Origin of the sequence: Chryseobacterium sp. SSA4.19, from assembly GCF_022601875.1 — a bacterium.
Taxonomy (GTDB): domain Bacteria; phylum Bacteroidota; class Bacteroidia; order Flavobacteriales; family Weeksellaceae; genus Chryseobacterium.
Genome location: NZ_JAKVIP010000003.1, coordinates 71,276 through 89,024, shown reverse-complemented (window position 1 = coordinate 89,024; position 17,749 = coordinate 71,276). Strand labels below are relative to the sequence as shown.

Genomic DNA, 17,749 nt, shown 5'->3' with positions numbered 1-17,749 from the left:
TTATGACAATATCAATTTTAAGACTGATCATCACGAAAACCCGGCGGGATCTGCTGAAAGAAAGACAAAATCTGCTGATTGCCGTTATCGTACTTCTGTTCTGTATGCTGAGTATGGGAGTCGGATATATAAAATATGAAGAAACCGGTACCAGGATACAGAAATACCGTAAAGAAGTCCGGGAACATTGGGAAGACAGGCCGGCGAAACATCCCCATCGGATGGCACATTACGGTTATCTGGTTTTCCGTACGGGTCATCCCTTAAGCATTTTTGATAACGGATTGGATGATTATCTGGGGAATGTTATTTTCCTGGAAGCGCACAAGCAGAATACGGCAAACCTTTCGGAAGCCGGGAGTTCAGGGATACTGGTACGCTTTGGGGCCTTTACCAGTGCTTTTATCCTGCAATGCATTGTACCGCTGATTATTCTGTTCTTGGGTTTCGGGCTTATTTCCCGGGAACGCGAGGATGCCACGCTAAAGATTCTCAGTACACAGGGAGCTTCAGGAAGGGATATTGTCTGGGGTAAAATACTCGGGCTATGGCAGTTCTCATTACTGTTTTTACTGCCGGTCCTGCCTGTTATATTTCTGGTTACCCTCATGTCAGGGGCAACGTCATGGGAAGATATCGGCATCAGACTGCTGATGCTTATGCCTGCCTATATGGTGTATTACTTTTTCATGTCTTCGCTTACAGTGCTGTTGTCGGCCTACAGTAAAAGTTCTTCACTGGCTTTGGTAAATCTTATAGGATGTTGGCTGCTTCTGGTAATTTTCATCCCGAAAGGCGTTCAGTTTGCTGCCCAGAACCTTTACCCTTCACCATCCCGTATTGCATTTGAGATGGCACTGGAACAGGACATCATGAAAGCAGGTGACAGCCATAATCCGGATGATCCGCACTTTAAGAAAATAAAAGATTCCCTGCTTACCCGTTATAAAGTGGATAAAACAGATGATCTGCCCTTTAATTACAGCGGCTTAGTGATGAAGGAAGGAGAAAAGATCAGCTCGAAAATCTACATCAGGCATCAGGAAAAGCTCCAGGAAACTTATCACCGGCAGCAGCAGTTTACAGATTTCTCCGCATTTCTGGACCCCGTGATTGCCATTAAAAATTTTTCGATGACGGCAGCAGGAACTGATTTTTACGCATATAGCCGTTTCCAGGAACAGGCTGAGGAATACCGCTATCAAATGGCGCAGCGGCTTAATGACCTGCAAATCGGGCAGATTAGCAATATCAAGCCTGAAAAAGGCGGACCGCCGGCTATTGTTAAAAGTGAAAACTGGAAAAAATTCCCTGATTTCAATTACCGGTACACACCGGTCTCTGAAAGTATCCGCGAACAGTGGATGCCTGCGGCATCTCTTTTATTCTGGCTGTTAATAAGTGTGTGTGTAATTGAAACAGGAGGCAGAAACTTAAAATTAATCTAGATGAACAAGTATTTGATAAAACAATTTTATCGCAACAAAGCGTATGTGATGGCACTGTTGGTCTTATTGATGGCAGGGATTACCGCAATTTATACCGGTAATACATTCCTGCAAAGGAACCATGACATTATTGCCAAAAGCGGGCAGTTCCAAGAACAGAGTATCGCAAAGAATGTGAAATACCATCAGGATGATCTGGGCCTGATTCTTTATTACGTTAAATTTAATCTGGTCAATGAGGCGCCAAAACTTGCTGCTCTCAGCATAGGAATGCGTGACCTTAACCCTTTCATACAAGGCGTGACCATAAGGAATCTTGAAGAGCAGCGCTACAATTCGGATTTTTATAACCCTGCAAATGCGGCGGCCGGAAATTTCGATTTCAGTTTTGTGCTGGTCTTCCTTTTTCCGCTGATCATTATAGCTTTCTGCTACAACCTGATTTCAGAGGAAGAGGAGAGCGGACGGTGGAAATTGCTTTCCGTGCAAAGTGCCGGACTGGGTAAGTTGTTAGATGCAAGACTGATAATCAGGTTCTGTGCCGTGAATATGGTGTATTTTATCTTAATCGCGACAGCTGCTTTGTGGATCGGTATTCCCGCAGACCGTTTTTTTGCAGTGTTTATTCTTTCAGGATGGCTGTATATTCTGTTCTGGTTTGTGCTGTGCCGCTGGGTCATTCTGTTCAGGAAATCGTCTGCTCAAAACGCATTGATTCTGCTGATGGTGTGGATGGCAATGAATTTTATCATCCCGATGAGCAGCAACATGGTGATCCAGAAATACTATCCGGTACAGGAATCTCTTAAAGCCATGATAGAGCAGCGGGAAGGCTATCATAACAAATGGGATGAGGCAAAACGGCCCACGATGGAAAAATTTTACAGCGCCTATCCTCAGTACCGACATTTTAAGGTAGAAGAAAATGAGGCGTTCACCTGGACGTGGTATTATGCCATGCAGCATATGGGCGACCTGGAAGCTTCAGCTTCTTCAAAACAGTACACTGAAAAAATGGAGAAGCGCAGCCGGGCAGCCGAATTCCTCGGGTATATCTTTCCCAATATCCATACACAGCTTACCGAAAGCCGGTTGGCCAGGACGGGAATGGATAACCAGCTGGAGTATGCAGCTGAATTGCAGCGTTTTCATGAAGCTAAGCGGCTGTTTTTCTATCCTCTTATTTTTTCAGGTAAAAAGGCAGACGCTGTACAATGGGACAGGCAGACGATATCTTTTTTTAAAAATTCAGGAAATATAAATCTTGCAGGCATCTTTTTACCATATATCATCCTTATTGCACTCATCCTCATTCTTTCACAAAATAAATTCAGAAAACTATGCTAAAAACAATTGACCTCCACAAAAAATATAATGGTTTTACCGCTCTGCAGTCTCTTAACCTGGAAGTCGGGAAAGGTGATATTTTTGCTTTGCTGGGTCAGAACGGAGCCGGAAAAAGCACCACCATCAATATTCTTCTCGGGCTTATAAAAGCAACTTCCGGGGACGCTTTTATCAATGACATTTCTGTCAGGGACTATCCTCAGGAAATCAAAAAGCACATGGCCTACATTCCGGAGACCGTACTTTTATATCCTAACCTTTCAGGACTTGAAAACCTTGATTTCTTCTCCAGGATTGCAGGATTCAGCTACAGCAGGGAGGAACTGTCTGCCTTTCTGAACCGTACTGGGCTTCAGGAAACTGCCCACCGGAAACCTTTGGGCGGATATTCCAAGGGAATGCGCCAGAAGGTAGGTATAGCCATTGCTTTGGCCAAAGATGCAAAAGTACTGCTGCTGGATGAGCCGACCAGCGGTCTGGATCCCATTGCCACTGCAGAATTTACAGAAATTGTACGGCAGCTGGGAAAAGAGGGAAGGACTGTCTTCATGGCTACCCATGATATTTTCAATGCCGCAAGCGTAGCTACGGATATCGGTATCATGAAACAGGGAGAACTGGTCCATAACGTACCGTCCAAAGCATTTACCGCTGAAGAACTGCAGGAGCTCTATCTTAAGACCATTTAAATTAACGGTTAAGACGGTATTTAAAACCTGTTTTCTGTAAGAATTTAATAGTGATGTTTAAAACACGGGAACATTTTTGAAAGTAAATAAAGCAGTCAGGAATTTCTATTAGCCTTAAATTAAAGAAGATTGTCCATGTTGTAGCAATACAGGAGTTTTTCTTATTGTGATGGTGTATATTTGGGAACTTTGTTTCAAATTCTGATAAAAAGAGCATAAAATCAAATTAATTTTAATTAATTATAAGATTTTTTGTGTCGACTGTTAGGCTGGAACCACCATAAAACCTATATTTGCAGCCTAAATTTTAAAAAACAATGAAAGAACTCATCGAAAAAATCAACGCAGAATTTGAAGCTTTCACAAACGAAGCAAACCAACAGGCAGAAAAAGGAAACAAGGCAGCGGGTACAAGAGCTCGTAAATCAGCTTTAGAACTGAGTAAACTTTTCAAGGATTTCAGAAAAGTTTCTGTTGAAGAATCTAAAAAATAAGTACTCCCGAAACCAGCTTATTAAGCTGGTTTTTTTATTATACCTGTTGAATTTATTCGGAATTCAATACTCTTGCGTATTCTCAGAAGCAAATAAAGGAAATAATATATGTATTAAAAGTTATTAATAGACTTGTAAAGCTCAAATAGCAAGAGATTTAAAATAACAGACGTTTAATCGATAAGCCGCCTGTTGTTTAGAGGCTGCTCTGTATCAAGTAAACTTTTGATCTCGTTAAGCTTACTTTCTTTTACAACATAGGTTCTGCAGATGGTATTATTCAGATGCATGCTGAAATTCATCTGTATTCCGCTTCTACTTCCCATGGCAACCGTTTTTCTGGAGTATTCTGAAAAGACAGGTTTGAAATTGGACAGGCATAAACCGTTTCTTAAAAACGATTTAGAAAGCTTTGGGTAATTTCCTTCATCATCAATCACTTTCATTTTAAATATTTTCTTTCCTAAAGTGGTTCCGAAATAAAATTCGGTTACTGCTCCGGAAATAATAACACAGGGAATCGAAAATAAAATACTTAGGATAAGCATCCTGTTAAACATAAAATGAAAGATGAAAATAAAAACCACCATATCAATCCATTTTGCGAGAAGCCTTTGGGTTTCATTCCCTTTAAATCCGGGATTATACGGCAGATAATATTCGTAAGTATGATAAATCCTCTTTCCGTACTCATCAAAATTAAGAGTGGGGCGGTGAATGATTTTTCTTTCTTTGATTTCTGATATTTTCATTAAAGTTCTATAAAATCATGCTCAGCTGAATTCTTTTTCTGGCTTCATCCACCTCCTTTACTTTTACCTGAACGTGCTGATGGAGTTTTACGACTTCATTCACGTCTGATACAAAACCGTCTTTCAGCTGGGAAATATGCACCAGGCCGCTTTCCTTGATGCCTACATCTACAAAGCACCCGAAAGCCGTAATGTTGTTTACGATTCCAGGCAAAACCATACCGGTTTTCAGGTCGGTTATTTTTTTGACAGTGGGATCAAACTCAAATACTTTGGCCGCTTTCCTGGGATCAAGTCCCGGTTTTTCAAGCTCTTTGATGATATCTTTAATACTCAGGATACCAATCTCTTTTGTGATGTATTTTTCAGGATCGACCAACGTAATTTTTTCCTTGTTGGCAATCAGTTCGTGGGTTTTGATCCCGAGGTCTTTTGCCATCTGCTCCACAATACCGTAAGCTTCAGGATGGACGGCGGAATTATCCAGAGGATTTGTTGAATTGGTGATCCTTACGAAAGCAGCAGCCTGCTGGAAAGCTTTTTCACCCAGTCTCGGAACTTTTTTCAGCTGCTTCCTGTCTGAGAAAGCACCGTTTTCAGCACGGTAATTCACAATGTTTTCTGCTGTTTTCTCACCGATTCCGGACACATAGCTCAGCAGGGATTTGCTTGCGGTATTCAGATTGATGCCTACAGAATTGACACATTTCATCACTGTGGTGTCCAGCTCACTTTTAAGCTGGGTCTGGTCCACATCATGCTGGTACTGTCCGACCCCGATTGATTTGGCATCGATCTTTACCAGCTCTGCCAATGGGTCTGCCAGTCTTCTTCCGATGGAAACCGCACCGCGGACCGTTACATCATAATTCGGAAATTCGTCCCGGGCAATTTTACTCGCAGAATATACGGAAGCTCCCGCTTCTGAAACGACAAAAACCTGTAACGGCTTATCAAAAGCTATTTTTTTAATAAAAAATTCAGTTTCACGGCTTGCCGTTCCGTTTCCGATGGAAATGGCTTCAATGTGATAGGCGTTTACCATGGAACGGATTTTCTTCATTGCCATCCCGCTTTCATTCTGCGGAGCGTGAGGGTAGAGGGTTTCATTATGCAGCAGATCTCCTTTTTCGTCTAAACATACTATTTTACAGCCGCTCTTGTAGCCGGGATCGATCGCCATGATTCTCTTTTCTCCCAAAGGAGGGGCCAGCAAAAGCTGGGAAAGGTTCCCGGAGAAAATTTCAATGGCTTTTTTATCTGCTTTTTCTTTGGCTTCCTGAAGTGTTTCGTTTGAAATGGCTGGCTCAAGCAGCCTTTTATAACTGTCCTTAATGGCCAATGCAATCTGCCCGGACGTTTCGTTCCCGGATTTTATCAATGCATTTTCAATAAAAGTAAGGGCTTCCTCTTTATCAATTTCGTTATTTACTTTTACAAATCCTTCTGCTTCGGCTCTTAACAAGGCTAAAAGGCGGTGAGAAGGAATCCTGCTGAGATTTTCTTCCCATTCAAAATACTGCGAAAATTTCTGTGCTTCCTCTTCGCTTTTTTTTGCTTTGACCGCTTTTGAGGTAATCAATGCTTTCTGCCGGAACATCCGGCGCAGGTTTTTCCTGACATACATGTTTTCATTGATCCATTCAGCCATAATATCTCTTGCGCCTTGGAGGGCTTCTTCCACTGTTGCAATAGAATCATTCAGGTATTTTAATGCTACAGACTGCAGATCCTGCGTTTTCTGGCTCATAATGATTCTGGCCAGCGGTTCCAGTCCCTGCTCTTTGGCAGCATCCGCTTTGGTTTTCCTCTTTTTCTTAAAGGGCAGATACAGGTCTTCAAGTTCCTGCAGATCAAAGCTTCCTTCAATCCTCTGTTGCAGTTCAGAGGTCAGGGCGTTTTGTTCCTCTATGGATTTCAGAATGGTATTTTTACGCTTTACAATCTCCTCAAACTGCCTGTTCAGCTTTTCAATCTGTTCAATCTGTATCTCATCCAGGTTTCCGGTTTTATCTTTCCGGTAACGCGATATAAAAGGAATGGTGCAGTCTTCAGCCAGGAGCTGAAGCGTGGCGCTGATGCTTTTTTCTGAAATACTGAGGGACTTTTGGATATAGGTGGTAGCGTTCATTCTAAAATTTAAGCCGCTAAAATAATCAATTTTAATATGAGGCAAATGTTTTGGATATACCATATTTTTATTATTTTAGCCATTAGGCTCAAAAAGATTGGAGCTGTCATTTCTTGATGTATGATAAGGACATAAGGGGGATGAAGTTCCTATTTTTGGCACTTGGTGGGATTTTATCAATGATCTGATCATATACAACCTAAAAACAAACTTTTTAAACAATTATATCATATGAAAAAATTAACGGTTATGGCATTAGTTGCAGTCGGCATGCTTGCTGCATCTTGTAACAAGGAAAAATCTGCAGAAAATGCAAAAACAGCTCAGGAACAGACTGTTGCAGAAAGCAAAGGCGAATTGCTTACGGTAGATGCAGCAACCTCTATGGTAAACTGGAAAGCATTCCACAAAGGCGGAATGGCTCCTCGTTGGGGTACTTTAAGCATAAAGTCCGGAGACCTTAGTGTAGAAAACGGACAGGTAACGGCAGGAAATTTTGTGATTGACATGAATTCCCTTAAGGTAGATCCTGCTTCCGTAACGGAAAAAGATAAAAAGCCTGCTGACCTTGAAGCCCACTTAAAAAACCCTGATTTCTTCGATACAACAAAAAATCCCACTTCAGATTTCAAGATCACCAGTGTCACCGATCTTAAAGATGCTCCTGCTGATGCGGTTGCAGGTGCCAACAAAACCGTAAGCGGAAACCTTACCTTATCAGGAAAAACAATGAACGTAACGTTCCCCGCTAAAGTAGACGTTGCTGAAGGTTCAGCTTCTATCCAGGCTAAATTCACAGTAAACAGAGCCGATTGGGGAATCAAGTTCGGTACTTCCGAAGCCGATCCTGCAGAATGGATGATCAGCAAAGACATCGAAATTGCGGTAGATGTAAAAGCCAAAAAATAATATTGTTAGATCTATTTAATAGAAGCCATCCTATTCGTAGGGTGGCTTTTTTGTTGTCTGCTCTATTAAAATAAAAATGCCCCGAAGATAGTCGAGGCGCTAAATGTTTTCACAACGGAATAATCCTTATTGTGAATTGCTTTCATGTACAAATGTAAAAAATATTTTTTTAATAGTTTTATGGCTTCCCGTAAAATACTTACTCATTTTCTTTTTACATTTAGACAATTTCTAAAAACTGATAGATTATGACTAAAAATATACTTGGGCTGGATCTGGGAACGAACTCGATCGGGTGGGCATTGATTCAACAGGATTTTGAGAATAAGAAAGGGAAAATCCTTGGTATGGGAAGCAGGATCATTCCGATGGGCACAGACAAACAAGATTATGAAAAAGGAGTCGGAATAACTAAAAATGCTGATAGAAGAACGAAACGAACTATCCGCAAAATGAATAAACGCTATAAGCTACGCCGCAATAAATTACTCTATATTCTTCACGAATTAGAAATGTTGCCAGAGCAATTTCAACTTAAAAATGGTATTCCCGAACCAAACAAGATTCAAGATTTAGAACTACTGCCTATAAAGAAAGGAACTATGCAGTTGAATTCACTTACTCATTACAAATTGAGAGCAAGTGCAATTGATCAAGTAGTTGGCATTAAAGATTTCGGAAAAATATTATATCAGTTTAATCAGCTAAGAGGATACTCTGGAGGCAATAATGAGGAAGATGTTAAGAATAAGAAAAAAGATGATTCCGGTGATGAAAATGAAAGCGTAAAAAAATATGAAGTAATTACCCAAAAAGTACTCATTCAAAACGTAGAGCTATCAGATACAAAATTTAAAGGCAGGGGAAAAAATAAAGATTTAGAGTATAATAAATTCAATGTAACCGTTTTACTGGATGACGAAGAATTGGAAGGCGAAACAGAACTTCAAAATTTGAGCGAAAAAATTAATCAGGAAGAAGAATTAGAAATCCGCATCAGAAGAAACAAAAAAGCAGAAACTACTTCGATTGTATTTGCCTTACCCCAAAAAACAAACTGGCGCAAGCAAATGGAAAAAACAGAGGAAGATTTAAAACAGTCAAATCTTTTGGTGAGCCAGTTATTTGTGAAAGATTTGGAACAAAACAAATGGACAAAAATCAGAAATCGGTTTATCCTTCGCAATCGCTATCAGGAGGAATTTGATGCCATTTGGAATACGCAAAGTAAGTACTACTCCTTTTTAAATGATTGTGCAAAGGATAAATTGGAAAAAATTGCCAATTACCTGTTTCCAGGAAAAAGTAAATCACAAGAAAGACTAAGAAAAGAAGCTATTAGCGGAGGATTAAAATACATCATCAAAAATCAGGTAATTTATTATCAGCGTCCCTTAAAACCACAAACGGAATTAATCAGCAAGTGCCAATTTGAGAAAGAAAAAACAGTTTTACCTAATTCGCATCCGTTGTTTCAAAATTTCAGATGTTGGGACCAGATTAACAGAATGTATATCACTTCCAAGCAAGAGGCATGGAATGAAAGAAAAAGCAAAAACGTTTTTCAATATAGTGATCGATTCTTAACAACGGAGCAAAAACAGCAGATTTATCAAAAACTACAAATACAAAAACAAGTCAGTTTTTCTGATGTAGCAAAAATCATCAACCTGAAAAGTGATAAAACAGAATATTTGAACGGATTGAATGCCAAAGCCAAGCTAAAAGGCTGCGATACTGTAATCACTATTAAAAAAGCTCTGGGAGAACATTTTGATGAACTTTATTTACAAGATAATTTTATCGTAAATAAACTATGGAAAGCTATTTTCGATAATGCAAATAATGGCAGTGAATACGATGCCAAAAGTCCAAAGGTTTCTTCTATTATAGAAGTTTTGAAGCCTTTAAACGATAATGAACTTGTAACCGAAATGGCTTTGAGAATGGCTCAGACAATTAAGTTTCCAAGAAAGTATTCTAGCCTTTCCGAAAAAGCAATTATCAACATGTTGCCTTTGATGGGATTAAGCCCGCTGAACATACCGGAAAATGTTAAGCAAAAATTTAATTTGATAAAAACAGGAGAAATCGTTGACGGAATTTCGTTGGACAAATTAGAGGATTACGTCTGTAATTTTATCGAAAGTAATCCAGATGCTCTTTCCACAGGTGGCTTAATGTACGCTTTTGCAAGTTCACTGGTATACGGCAGGCATACTCAAGAAAATATAAAGCCCCAGATTAAATACTATCACGATATAAAATACTCGGAACGAAACTTAAGAAACCCTATCGTATCGCAGTTGGTAAATGAAACAATGCAGATTGTGAAATCCCTTTGGAAACAATACCAGTTCAATCCAGAAGAACTGGAAATCAGGATTGAACTTGCCCGGGATTTAAAAAACAGTGCGGCGGAAAGAGACAAAATTTTCAAAGGGCAAATCAAAAGTCAAAGAACAAATGATGGAATAAAAAAAAGATTACAAGATGAAAACATTCCGATAACCGACAGAAATATTTTGAAATACAAGTTGTATGAACAACAAAAATTTATGTCTCCATATACTAAAAACAAAATAATTCCTTTCAGTTCTTTATTTGATGACAGGCTTTATGATATAGACCACATTATTCCAAAATCCAGATATTTTGATGACTCTCTTTCCAATAAAGTTGTGTGTGAGACATATATTAACGAAGAGAAAAGCAATAGAACAGCCTGGGAATACATTTCTCAGCAAAATTCACGTTTTGACATCTGTTCCGAATCAGAATATGTTCAGTTTGTAAACGATACTTTCTACGGTAAGAAAAAGAAAAATCTTTTATTGGAAAAAATCCCCAAAGACCTTGTTGAGCGGTCTATTAAGAACACGCAATACATTTCGGTCGCAGTAAAAAATGAACTGGCAAAAATTGTTGGAAGCAAAAATGTAGGAACGACTACCGGAGAAGTGACAGACTTTTTAAGAAGCAGATGGGGACTTCGTGATCTGTTTATGAAATTAACAAAAGATCGTTTCAAACAAATGGAGTTGTGGGACATCAATCCTGAAACAGGCGCACCTAATGAAGAATGGGTCAAAATGAAATTTGATGAACGAAAAAATAAGAAAGTTCTTCACATTAAAAACTGGAGTAAACGATACGACCACAGACATCACGCCATTGATGCGTTGGTTGTCGCTCTTACACGACAAAATCATATCCAGCGTTTGAACAATCTCAATAAGTATTTGCAGGATGAACTCATTAAGAGAAAAGAAGAGTTTCATTTGGAAATCAAAGACGGAGAAACCATTTTAGAAGCTTTCTTCAATCTTGAAAAATCAAGAAGAGAGGAAATCCAGAAACAAATAGAAAGTTCCCGATTTTTTGACAAGCCATTCGACGGACTGGTAGAGCAAGCCAAAAACCATCTGGAAGCAATGACCGTTTCCATCAAGCCAAAAGATAAATTGGGTGTAAAGAAAAACGATGATGGAAAACTCCAGTTAAAAATCAGAGGAGCTTTACATCAGGAAACTAATTACGGAAAAACAAAAGACCCTAAAACAGGGCTTCTACGGGATACAAAAACGATTAATTTATCAAATTTGAAAGCTAAGGACGTCTCTCAAATCATAGACGAAGTTCTTCAGAAAGAAGTAGATGTCCATAAAAACAAATACGAATCCGTAAAAGAGGCATTTACAGGAGAAGGATTAAAAGTGTTTAATGAATCTAGGTTCCAAACAAAACAGCCTGATCAACAAAAACCACCCGTTTACAAAGTCAAAGTTTGGTACAGCAATAAAGAAACGGAAGAAAGTACATTGCAAAGACTTTACAAGGACAATGAAAAATTAAGTGTTGTTACCGGAGATAATTACCTGTTTTTGGTAATGGAAAAAGACACAAAGAAAGGGAGAGAGCGTGTATTTGATATTGCTTCACTATATGATTCGGCTGATATAGCTAAAAGTTCTTTGAAAGATAACGATGAAAACTTTAAGCAAAAAATATCTGAAGCCTATAGACTTACTTATGGAGAACGAAATAAATTAAGAGGTAAAATCCAAGAAAATCCAGATAGAGTTTTGTTTACACTTCAACAAAATGATTTGGTATATCTGCCGGAAAATGGAGAAGACAGAGTCTTAAGTCTTTCAAACGAAGAACTTAAAAATTGGCTTTCAGATACCGAAAACAAAAAGATATTTAGTAAGCGTGTTTATAAAGTTGCCAAATTTGGAGGAAAAGATTGTCATTTCGTACCACACAATTATGCCAACGTTATAAGCATACAAAAGGATTTAAGTGATGAACAAAAAGAAATTTTGAAAGAACAATACAAAGGCAAAGCGATACCTAAAAGAGAGTTGAATTTTGTAGAATTCGGTTCCTATCGGGATTGTTCTCCCTATGAAGCTGGCGAAATTTTCACAAAAAGTCTAACAACGGATAAAAATAATAAAAAGTCAATGGTCAAACCTATTAAAATTCAAGATACTTGTATCAAATTAAATATAGATTGGTTAGGAAACATTTCAAGAGCATAATCTAAAAATTATTTAAAATGTCTAAAACAGCCCTCAAAAAAGAACTTTCAAAACTGTCTAAAGAAAAGCTCATAGAACATATCCTGGATCTGTATGAAAAAAACAGTTCAGTTCAGGAGTTTTATAAGTTTTACCTTAATCCGGCCAATGAAAAACTACTGGCGGAAAAATACAAAAGGCTGATCCGCAAAGAATTTAATGTGGAAAATCCGATGCGGAGTACCGAAAAGTTTTCCGTAGCCAAAAAAGCGATTTCAGATTTTAAAAATTTACAGCCGTCACCGGAATATCTGGCGGACGTGATGTTGTATCTGCCTGAAAGTGCCTGTGAATTGACTGCGCTGTTCGGCGATTTTTCCGAACAGTTTTATAATGCGACGTTCAATAATTACAAAGCAGCATTGGTGTTTTTAAAAAAGAACAATCTGCTGGATGATTTCAAAGTCCGTGCAGAACAATGTGTCAAGTGGTCGGAGTACTGCGGATATGGATTTGCGGATGATATGAGAGAAATTTTTTATGAATATTATCATTAAGTAATTAAAGCTAAAAATCATGATCACCCGCTCCATCTACATTGGCAATCCCGCTTATCTTAAACTCAAAGATGAGCAGCTGAAAATCCTTTGTCCGGAAACCAAAACGGAAAAGGGGAGTGTACCCGTCGAAGATTTGGGACTTCTGATGCTGGACCATTACCAGATCACCATTTCGCATAACCTGATCCAGAAAATGATGGGAAATAATGTGGTGGTTGTGAGTTGTGATGCCCATCATTTGCCACACGGAATTATGCTTCCGTTGTATGGTCATACCGAGTATTCGGATCGGGTGAAAGACCAGCTGGAAGCCAGCGAACCGTTGAAGAAACAGCTTTGGAAACAGACCGTGGAATGCAAAATTGAAAACCAGAAGAATGTGCTGATGAAACTTGGGAATTATTACGAACCGATGCTGGAATACCAGCGGAATGTAAAATCCGGTGACATTAGCAACATGGAAGGAATTGCCGCTCAGCATTACTGGAAATACCTCATCAGCCTGGATTTTCTGAGACAGCGTTTCGGCGATTCTCCCAATCAATTTTTTAATTTCGGCTATGCGGTACTTCGGAGCATTGTTGCCCGCGCTATTGTGGAAACCGGACTTCTCCCTGTTCTTGGCATCTTTCATAAAAACAAATACAATCCGTACTGTCTCGCTGATGATTTAATGGAACCTTATCGTCCTTTTGTAGACCTTTTGGCAATGCAATGGCTAAAAATACATCCTGGGACGCAAGACCTGACTAAGGAATTCAAAGCATATATTCTTCAGATTGCGACTAGAGATGTGCTGATTGACAGTAAAACAAGACCTCTGTTGATAGCCGTAAAAACCACAGCATCATCGCTTTATAAATGTTACACGGGAGAAAAGCGGCTGATCTCTTATCCTGAACTGATCTGATGAATTGAATTACTTTTTACATTGTATATTTTACAAATAAAAATATGAACGCCGAAAGGTTTAACGCATATCGGATTATGTGGGTATTAGTATTGTATGATCTCCCGACCGAAACAAAGGCCAATATGAAGGATGCCAACCGTTTCCGTAAGGCCCTGATTGATGACGGCTTTACGCTATTCCAGTTTTCCATGTACGTCCGCCATTGCCCGAGCCGTGAAAATGCGGAAGTGCATATTAAAAGAGTCAAATTTATGCTTCCCAAAGCCGGAAAAGTTGCCATTATGTGCATTACCGATAAACAGTTCGGCGACATTGAGATCTTCTTTGCCAGAAATAAAGAAGAACCGCCTCCGACCTTCCAACAACTCGAACTGTTCTGATTTTTTAAATCCTAATGAATAAATTAACCCACTGAAATTCAGTGGGTTAAATGTTGAGGTTGTGTTGTATCCCAAAGATACGGATAAATGAAAGCAATTCACAACACGCTGGAGAAAGTTTCTACATCTATGTAAGTTGTGTTGTATCCCAAAGATACGGATAAATGAAAGCAATTCACAACATTTACGGAAAAGTCCTTTTTTCATCAGAGGTTGTGTTGTATCCCAAAGATACGGATAAATGAAAGCAATTCACAACAAATGATTCAGACGATTATAATTCGTTTACGTTGTGTTGTATCCCAAAGATACGGATAAATGAAAGCAATTCACAACCCAAAGGTGCTCTTTGTTCAACAAAGTAATGTTGTGTTGTATCCCAAAGATACGGATAAATGAAAGCAATTCACAACATGAAGGCGATCAAACTATCTGTTTGCTTTGTTGTGTTGTATCCCAAAGATACGGATAAATGAAAGCAATTCACAACAATCAGGCGAACTGGCTTTCAGTTCCGAAAGTTGTGTTGTATCCCAAAGATACGGATAAATGAAAGCAATTCACAACAGCAATTCAATTGCGATATTTTTAACCCTTGTTGTGTTGTATCCCAAAGATACGGATAAATGAAAGCAATTCACAACGTGATTTATTAGTCTGTTTAAAACCATAACGTTGTGTTGTATCCCAAAGATACGGATAAATGAAAGCAATTCACAACGTCGTTGCGGATGGCTTCTTTGCCGCTTCAGTTGTGTTGTATCCCAAAGATACGGATAAATGAAAGCAATTCACAACGCTATTGCATAATCATTGACGGTTAATTTTGTTGTGTTGTATCCCAAAGATACGGATAAATGAAAGCAATTCACAACCAACCACAATGCCATGGAGAAAGATTAATAGTTGTGTTGTATCCCAAAGATACGGATAAATGAAAGCAATTCACAACGTAGAGTCAGCATATCCTTTCTCACTACACGTTGTGTTGTATCCCAAAGATACGGATAAATGAAAGCAATTCACAACGTAATCGGTTACATCATAACCCCAGCCCGAGTTGTGTTGTATCCCAAAGATACGGATAAATGAAAGCAATTCACAACACCGCTTCGGTAACATACTTTAAGTCGTCCGTTGTGTTGTATCCCAAAGATACGGATAAATGAAAGCAATTCACAACCGCCCTATGGCCAATTCTACAGGGTTTCTCGTTGTGTTGTATCCCAAAGATACGGATAAATGAAAGCAATTCACAACCAACCTACCTTAAGTCAATACAAACATGATGTTGTGTTGTATCCCAAAGATACGGATAAATGAAAGCAATTCACAACGGAAGTAAAATTCAGGTACAAAGATAACGAGTTGTGTTGTATCCCAAAGATACGGATAAATGAAAGCAATTCACAACGTTTAAAGAACTTGCAGACCGAAAATTTTGGTTGTGTTGTATCCCAAAGATACGGATAAATGAAAGCAATTCACAACACACGGACACGCTGGATTTATCCGCCGCCGGTTGTGTTGTATCCCAAAGATACGGATAAATGAAAGCAATTCACAACGATATAGCTATCTCCATGAAAAAGGAGGACGTTGTGTTGTATCCCAAAGATACGGATAAATGAAAGCAATTCACAACCATATTTCAAATTTACCTTTTTTGGGGTAAGTTGTGTTGTATCCCAAAGATACGGATAAATGAAAGCAATTCACAACTATAATTTGGCTCCATATCAATGATAGGAAGTTGTGTTGTATCCCAAAGATACGGATAAATGAAAGCAATTCACAACTGGTGCTAAATTGGCGAATAAGCAGTTAGAGTTGTGTTGTATCCCAAAGATACGGATAAATGAAAGCAATTCACAACCCTGAGTAGTATAATGGTGTATCGTTTTGCGTTGTGTTGTATCCCAAAGATACGGATAAATGAAAGCAATTCACAACATAAGTAGTTATGCGATGGATTATCTAAGTGTTGTGTTGTATCCCAAAGATACGGATAAATGAAAGCAATTCACAACCGACACTCATAACATTTCCCACATGGGAAGGTTGTGTTGTATCCCAAAGATACGGATAAATGAAAGCAATTCACAACAGAGTAAAACTCTTCCCACTTACTCCATAAGTTGTGTTGTATCCCAAAGATACGGATAAATGAAAGCAATTCACAACGGTGCGTTGCTGATATAAATTGTGAGATCAGTTGTGTTGTATCCCAAAGATACGGATAAATGAAAGCAATTCACAACAGGAATAATATTCATAAATATACAGGTGAGGTTGTGTTGTATCCCAAAGATACGGATAAATGAAAGCAATTCACAACAGACCGTTGATGCGGGATTCAACACATTTAGTTGTGTTGTATCCCAAAGATACGGATAAATGAAAGCAATTCACAACTGTGTTATTGTCAGGCTTCATATTGCCCCCGTTGTGTTGTATCCCAAAGATACGGATAAATGAAAGCAATTCACAACGGCTTATGAACCAATTTAAAAGCCCTACTAGTTGTGTTGTATCCCAAAGATACGGATAAATGAAAGCAATTCACAACTCGGCCAAAGCCGCCTCGTCTTCTCATAATGTTGTGTTGTATCCCAAAGATACGGATAAATGAAAGCAATTCACAACTTGTATTATATTCAACGCCGATCAACAGAAGTTGTGTTGTATCCCAAAGATACGGATAAATGAAAGCAATTCACAACCAGAAACTCAGCAGGAAAAGGTCTCTTATAGTTGTGTTGTATCCCAAAGATACGGATAAATGAAAGCAATTCACAACCATCAGCGCAAATTCACTTTTAATGCCGGTGTTGTGTTGTATCCCAAAGATACGGATAAATGAAAGCAATTCACAACGAGTATTGGTTCAGCTTATAATCTTGCAGCGTTGTGTTGTATCCCAAAGATACGGATAAATGAAAGCAATTCACAACATAGCGCAATCTGGTCAAAATTCAACGAAGGTTGTGTTGTATCCCAAAGATACGGATAAATGAAAGCAATTCACAACACGATGGTCAGTACACCATTCAGTTACCTAGTTGTGTTGTATCCCAAAGATACGGATAAATGAAAGCAATTCACAACAATGAAACAATTCGAAAATAAAATTATAAGGTTGTGTTGTATCCCAAAGATACGGATAAATGAAAGCAATTCACAACTTGCAGTTGATACATCAATAGCTTGACGAGGTTGTGTTGTATCCCAAAGATACGGATAAATGAAAGCAATTCACAACTTACAAGCCCTAACGGTTTTTCCTGTAAACGTTGTGTTGTATCCCAAAGATACGGATAAATGAAAGCAATTCACAACTACGAACGTTATACTCACCTCTTTCGAAGTGTTGTGTTGTATCCCAAAGATACGGATAAATGAAAGCAATTCACAACTGCATTAAAATACTCCTCGTCAATCTCGCAGTTGTGTTGTATCCCAAAGATACGGATAAATGAAAGCAATTCACAACACCGTGGAGGAATTAAACTAACCTAATTTTGTTGTGTTGTATCCCAAAGATACGGATAAATGAAAGCAATTCACAACTTACAAGCCCTAACGGTTTTTCCTGTAAAC

At 38.7% G+C, this 17,749-nt stretch carries 11 protein-coding genes and 2 CRISPR repeat arrays; of the genes, 9 read left to right on the top strand and 2 right to left on the bottom strand.

Annotated elements, in window-relative coordinates:
* Positions 1 to 2: 2 nt before the first annotated feature.
* From MKJ01_RS02845 to MKJ01_RS02830, 4 genes are all read left to right on the top strand, one after another.
* Positions 3 to 1,448: a DUF3526 domain-containing protein gene (locus MKJ01_RS02845; protein WP_241611603.1), complete on the top strand. Its 1,446-nt coding sequence runs from the start codon at positions 3 to 5 to the stop codon at positions 1,446 to 1,448.
* Positions 1,449 to 2,795, top strand: coding sequence for a DUF3526 domain-containing protein (locus MKJ01_RS02840; protein WP_241611606.1), 1,347 nt, complete (start codon positions 1,449 to 1,451; stop codon positions 2,793 to 2,795).
* Complete coding sequence (locus MKJ01_RS02835; protein WP_241611608.1) at positions 2,789 to 3,484, top strand: ABC transporter ATP-binding protein; 696 nt, start codon at positions 2,789 to 2,791, stop codon at positions 3,482 to 3,484. The genes MKJ01_RS02840 and MKJ01_RS02835 overlap by 7 nt, the downstream gene beginning before the upstream one ends.
* A gap of 317 nt (positions 3,485 to 3,801) precedes the next feature.
* Complete coding sequence (locus tag MKJ01_RS02830; protein ID WP_027388856.1) at positions 3,802 to 3,978, top strand: histone H1; 177 nt, start codon at positions 3,802 to 3,804, stop codon at positions 3,976 to 3,978.
* A gap of 173 nt (positions 3,979 to 4,151) precedes the next feature.
* On the opposite strand, the gene MKJ01_RS02825 is transcribed toward MKJ01_RS02830, so the two are convergent.
* The gene (locus tag MKJ01_RS02825) at positions 4,152 to 4,730 is read right to left on the bottom strand and encodes an RDD family protein (RefSeq protein ID WP_241611610.1); all 579 of its coding nucleotides are present in this window, start codon (positions 4,728 to 4,730) and stop codon (positions 4,152 to 4,154) included.
* A 7-nt stretch (positions 4,731 to 4,737) separates the two neighbouring features.
* Positions 4,738 to 6,861, bottom strand: a complete 2,124-nt coding sequence (locus MKJ01_RS02820) for a Tex family protein (RefSeq protein ID WP_241632471.1) — start codon at positions 6,859 to 6,861, stop codon at positions 4,738 to 4,740.
* Positions 6,862 to 7,092: 231 nt separating this feature from the next.
* Here MKJ01_RS02820 and MKJ01_RS02815 point away from each other — a divergent pair, with 231 nt between their 5' ends.
* From MKJ01_RS02815 to cas2, 5 genes are all read left to right on the top strand, one after another.
* On the top strand, positions 7,093 to 7,770 hold the full coding sequence (locus tag MKJ01_RS02815; RefSeq protein WP_241611612.1) for a YceI family protein: 678 nt from the start codon (positions 7,093 to 7,095) through the stop codon (positions 7,768 to 7,770).
* A 248-nt stretch (positions 7,771 to 8,018) separates the two neighbouring features.
* Positions 8,019 to 12,317 carry a type II CRISPR RNA-guided endonuclease Cas9 gene (cas9, locus tag MKJ01_RS02810; RefSeq protein WP_241611613.1) on the top strand — a complete coding sequence of 1,433 codons (4,299 nt, stop codon included), beginning with the start codon at positions 8,019 to 8,021 and terminating at the stop codon, positions 12,315 to 12,317.
* A 17-nt stretch (positions 12,318 to 12,334) separates the two neighbouring features.
* The gene (locus MKJ01_RS02805) at positions 12,335 to 12,853 is read left to right on the top strand and encodes a DUF6155 family protein (RefSeq protein ID WP_241611614.1); all 519 of its coding nucleotides are present in this window, start codon (positions 12,335 to 12,337) and stop codon (positions 12,851 to 12,853) included.
* A gap of 19 nt (positions 12,854 to 12,872) precedes the next feature.
* Positions 12,873 to 13,766 carry a type II CRISPR-associated endonuclease Cas1 gene (gene cas1 / locus MKJ01_RS02800; protein WP_241611615.1) on the top strand — a complete coding sequence of 298 codons (894 nt, stop codon included), beginning with the start codon at positions 12,873 to 12,875 and terminating at the stop codon, positions 13,764 to 13,766.
* A gap of 44 nt (positions 13,767 to 13,810) precedes the next feature.
* Positions 13,811 to 14,149 carry a CRISPR-associated endonuclease Cas2 gene (gene cas2 / locus MKJ01_RS02795; protein WP_007842732.1) on the top strand — a complete coding sequence of 113 codons (339 nt, stop codon included), beginning with the start codon at positions 13,811 to 13,813 and terminating at the stop codon, positions 14,147 to 14,149.
* 58 nt (positions 14,150 to 14,207) lie between these two features.
* Positions 14,208 to 16,564: a CRISPR direct-repeat array (repeat unit 47 nt; unit sequence GTTGTGTTGTATCCCAAAGATACGGATAAATGAAAGCAATTCACAAC).
* Positions 16,565 to 16,671: 107 nt separating this feature from the next.
* Positions 16,672 to 17,719: a CRISPR direct-repeat array (repeat unit 47 nt; unit sequence GTTGTGTTGTATCCCAAAGATACGGATAAATGAAAGCAATTCACAAC).
* Between the last annotated feature and the right edge of the window lie 30 nt (positions 17,720 to 17,749).

Excerpts from the sequence above, each read along its gene's own strand:
- MKJ01_RS02845 (WP_241611603.1), top strand. The coding sequence starts at position 3 with ATGACAATATCAATTTTAAGACTGATCATCACGAAAACCCGGCGGGAT.
- MKJ01_RS02840 (WP_241611606.1), top strand. The coding sequence starts at position 1,449 with ATGAACAAGTATTTGATAAAACAATTTTATCGCAACAAAGCGTATGTG.
- MKJ01_RS02835 (WP_241611608.1), top strand. The coding sequence starts at position 2,789 with ATGCTAAAAACAATTGACCTCCACAAAAAATATAATGGTTTTACCGCT.
- MKJ01_RS02830 (WP_027388856.1), top strand. The coding sequence starts at position 3,802 with ATGAAAGAACTCATCGAAAAAATCAACGCAGAATTTGAAGCTTTCACA.
- MKJ01_RS02825 (WP_241611610.1), bottom strand. The coding sequence starts at position 4,730 with ATGAAAATATCAGAAATCAAAGAAAGAAAAATCATTCACCGCCCCACT.
- MKJ01_RS02820 (WP_241632471.1), bottom strand. The coding sequence starts at position 6,861 with ATGAACGCTACCACCTATATCCAAAAGTCCCTCAGTATTTCAGAAAAA.
- MKJ01_RS02815 (WP_241611612.1), top strand. The coding sequence starts at position 7,093 with ATGAAAAAATTAACGGTTATGGCATTAGTTGCAGTCGGCATGCTTGCT.
- cas9 (WP_241611613.1), top strand. The coding sequence starts at position 8,019 with ATGACTAAAAATATACTTGGGCTGGATCTGGGAACGAACTCGATCGGG.
- MKJ01_RS02805 (WP_241611614.1), top strand. The coding sequence starts at position 12,335 with ATGTCTAAAACAGCCCTCAAAAAAGAACTTTCAAAACTGTCTAAAGAA.
- cas1 (WP_241611615.1), top strand. The coding sequence starts at position 12,873 with ATGATCACCCGCTCCATCTACATTGGCAATCCCGCTTATCTTAAACTC.
- cas2 (WP_007842732.1), top strand. The coding sequence starts at position 13,811 with ATGAACGCCGAAAGGTTTAACGCATATCGGATTATGTGGGTATTAGTA.